The sequence below is a fragment of the Mycobacterium sp. E2238 genome (assembly GCF_001672665.1).
In the GTDB taxonomy this organism is placed as follows: domain Bacteria; phylum Actinomycetota; class Actinomycetes; order Mycobacteriales; family Mycobacteriaceae; genus Mycobacterium.
The window spans coordinates 1-3,557 of sequence record NZ_LZKF01000130.1; the positions used below are offsets into that span (position 1 = coordinate 1).

3 protein-coding genes and 1 pseudogene are annotated in these 3,557 nt (G+C 72.1%); 3 read left to right on the forward strand and 1 reads right to left on the reverse strand.

Annotated elements, in window-relative coordinates; translation table 11 throughout:
* Positions 1-19 precede the first annotated feature (19 nt).
* The 3 genes from cobG to A5711_RS10895 are packed head-to-tail and all read left to right on the forward strand — an operon-like array spanning position 20 to position 3,226.
* On the forward strand, positions 20-1,117 hold the full coding sequence (cobG, locus tag A5711_RS10885; protein ID WP_067946293.1) for a precorrin-3B synthase: 1,098 nt from the start codon (positions 20-22) through the stop codon (positions 1,115-1,117).
* 4 nt (positions 1,118-1,121) lie between these two features.
* Positions 1,122-1,748 (forward strand): precorrin-8X methylmutase, encoded by a 627-nt coding sequence (locus A5711_RS10890; protein WP_067946295.1) that lies wholly within the window; start codon positions 1,122-1,124, stop codon positions 1,746-1,748.
* Positions 1,745-3,226, forward strand: coding sequence for a precorrin-2 C(20)-methyltransferase (locus tag A5711_RS10895; protein WP_067946297.1), 1,482 nt, complete (start codon positions 1,745-1,747; stop codon positions 3,224-3,226). The genes A5711_RS10890 and A5711_RS10895 overlap by 4 nt, the downstream gene beginning before the upstream one ends.
* Here A5711_RS10895 and A5711_RS27210 read toward each other — a convergent pair.
* Positions 3,223-3,557 (reverse strand): annotated as a pseudogene (locus A5711_RS27210) (hypothetical protein); the annotation flags it as partial. The gene A5711_RS10895 and the pseudogene A5711_RS27210 overlap by 4 nt on opposite strands.

Consider the following 3,557-nt stretch of genomic DNA (forward strand, 5'->3'; position numbering starts at 1 on the left):
CCCTCGGTAGCGTGGGCACATGGCCAGGACGCGCGACACCGACGCTTGCCCGGGTGCGCTCCAGGTGCACCGGGCGGCCGACGGCGCCCTGGCGCGGATCCGGCTGCCGGGCGGCATGCTGACGGCCGCTCAGCTGGCGGCGCTGGCACACGTGGCGAGCGCGTATGGCTCATCGACGCTGGAGCTCACCGCGCGCGGCAATGTGCAGTTGCGCGGCATCACCGACGTGGCGGCGGCCGCCGAGGCGATCGCCCACGCCGGGCTGTTGCCCTCGGAGACCCACGAGCGCGTCCGCAATATCGTCGCGTCGCCGCTGTCCGGGCGCGCCGGCGGGAATCGCGACGTGCGGCCGTGGGTGGCCGAGCTGGACGCCGCCATCTGCGCCGAGCCGAGGCTCGCCGATTTGGGCGGCCGATTCTGGTTCAGCTTCGATGACGGGCGCGCCGACGTATCGGGCCTGTGCGCCGACGTCGGCGTGCACGCGCTCCCCGACGGCTGCGAGCTGCTGCTTGCCGGGCGCGACACCGGTATCCGGCTGGCGGCCGACGAGGTGGTCGAGACGCTGGTCGTCATCGCGACCCGGTTTGCGACCACGCGTGGAACCGCTTGGCGCATCAAGGAATTGGACGACGTCGAAAGCCTGCTGCCAGGCGCGGAACTGGGCGCCGTCCGCTTTCCCGCCGTCACCAAGCCACCGGTGGGCTGGATCAACCAGGATGATGGCCGGGTGGCGCTGGGCGCCGCGGTGCCGCTGGGGGTGCTGTCCGCGCGCGTCGCGGAATACCTGGCGGCGATCGAGGCGCCGCTGGTGATCACACCCTGGCGATCGGTGTTGGTGTGCGATCTCGACGAGGCCGTCGCCGACGTCGCGCTCCGGGTGCTGGCGCCATTGGGCCTGATCTTCGACGAAAACTCCCCCTGGCTGAACGTCAGCGCCTGCACCGGCAGCCCCGGGTGCGCGCACTCGGTCGCCGACGTGCGGGCCGACGCCGCGCAGGCGCTGGGCGCGGACTCGGCGGTGCATCGCCACTTCGTCGGCTGCGACCGCGCCTGCGGTAGCCCGTTGGCGGGTGAGGTGCTGCTCGCGACTGGCGACGGATACCGCCAGCTACGGTAATCGGGTGCTCGACTACATCCGCGACGCAGCTGAGATCTATCGCCAGTCGTTCGCGGCCATTCGCGCGGAAGCCGACCTGAACCGGTTCCCCGATGACATCGCCCGGGTGGTGGTCCGGTTGATCCACACTTGCGGGCAGGTCGACGTCGCCGAGCATGTCGCCTATACGGACGACGTCGCCGCGCGCGTCGGTGCCGCCCTGCGCGGCGGTGCCCCGGTGCTGTGCGATTCGTCGATGGTGGCGGCCGGGATCACCGCTACGCGGCTGCCGGCCGGCAACGACGTGGTGTCGCTGGTGGCCGATCCGCGCGCCGCCGAGCTGGCCGCGCGGCGGCGCACCACTCGATCGGCGGCCGGGGTGGAGCTGTGGGCCGACCGGCTCCCCGGCGCCGTACTGGCGATCGGCAACGCGCCGACCGCGTTGTTCCGGCTGCTCGAGCTGATCGACGAAGGGGTCGCCCCGCCGGCCGGCGTGCTGGGTGGCCCGGTCGGATTCGTCGGATCCGCCCAGTCCAAGCAAGAGCTCATCGACCGTCCGCGCGGGATGTCGTATCTGGTGGTACGGGGCCGCCGCGGCGGCAGCGCCATGGCCGCCGCCGCCGTCAACGCGATCGCGAGCGACCGCGAATGACGCCCCGCGGCACCCTATGGGGAGTCGGGCTGGGTCCCGGTGACCCGGAACTGGTGACCGTCAAGGCGGCCCGGGTGATCGGCGAGGCCGATGTGGTGGCCTACCACAGCGCCCGGCATGGCCGCAGCATCGCGCGCGGCATCGCCGAACCATACTTGCGGCCCGGTCAGATCGAGGAGCATCTGGTCTACCCGGTGACCACCGAGGCGACCGACCACCCCGGCGGCTACGCCGGCGCACTGGAGGACTTCTACGCCGAAGCCACCACGCGTATCGCCGCCCACCTCGACGCGGGCCGCAATGTGGCGCTACTCGCCGAGGGCGACCCACTCTTTTACAGCTCGTACATGCACTTGCACACCCGGCTGACGCAGCGGTTCGACGCCGTCATCGTGCCGGGGGTGACCTCGGTGAGCGCCGCTTCGGCGGCCATCGCGACGCCGTTGGTGGCCGGTGACGAGGTGCTCTCCGTGTTGCCGGGCACCCTGCCGGTCGCCGAGCTGACCCGCCGCCTGGCCGACGCCGACGCCGCCGTGGTGCTGAAGCTTGGTCGCTCGTATCAGGCTGTGCGGGAAGCGCTTTCGGCGTCCGGACAGCTTGACGACGCCTATTACGTCGAGCGCGCCAGCACCGGCGGGCAGCGCATCATGCCCGCCGCCGAGGTCGACGAGGCGGGCGTGCCGTATTTCTCGCTGGCCATGTTGCCGGGCGGCCGCCGCGGACGGCGGTCACCCCATGCCGGCACCGTCGCGGTCGTGGGCCTGGGGCCCGGCGACACCGATTGGATGACGCCGCAGAGTCGGCGCGAGTTGGCCGGCGCCACTGACTTGATCGGCTACGGCGGCTACCTGGACCGCGTCCCGGTGCGCGACGGCCAGCGGCGGCACCCGAGCGACAACACCGACGAACCGGCGCGCGCCCGGCTGGCCTGCACGTTGGCCGAGCAGGGGCGGTCCGTGGCGGTGGTGTCGTCCGGCGACCCCGGAGTCTTCGCCATGGCCACTGCCGTGCTGGAAGAGGCCAAAGAGTGGCCGGGGGTGCGGGTTCGAGTCATTCCGGCGATGACGGCCGCCCAGGCCGTCGCCAGCCGCGTCGGCGCCCCGCTAGGCCACGACTACGCGGTGATCTCGCTGTCTGACCGGCTCAAGCCGTGGGAAATCATCTCGCAGCGGCTGGCCGCCGCGGCCGCCGCCGATCTGGTGCTGGCCATCTACAACCCGGCGTCCAAGACGCGAACCTGGCAGGTCGGCGCGATGCGCGACCTGCTGCTGGAACATCGCGAGCCCGGGACGCCGGTGGTGATCGGCCGCAACGTTTCTGGGCCCGACGAGGACGTTCGCGTGGTGCGGCTGGCCGATCTGGACCCCGGCGAGGTGGACATGCGCTGCCTGCTGATCGTCGGCTCCTCGCAAACCCAGTGGCACGCAAGCGATTCCGGCGACCGCGTGTTCACGCCAAGGCGCTACCCGGTCGGTTAATCGTCGTTGCCCCAACTGCTGGGCATCATCGGTACCGTGGGGCCGTCGCGCAACCCGTCTCGGGTCAGCGTGGCCAACCCGGCGGGCTGGGCGATACCGGATTTCGGTGCGGCCCCGGCGAATCCGAGCCATCCCGCGCCCTGACCCGAGTCGCGCACGGTGTCCGCACCTCCCTCGTCCACACCCGAGTCCCCGTCGAGGTCCATGAATTCGTAGCGGTACGCGCGGTCCGTGGCCGTCCCGGCGCGACGCCGACGGGCTCGCGCCTTTTTCTTCGCCGCTGCCGCCGCCGCGACCGCGGCCGGCGCGTCGACCTCGTCGGGCGCCGGTT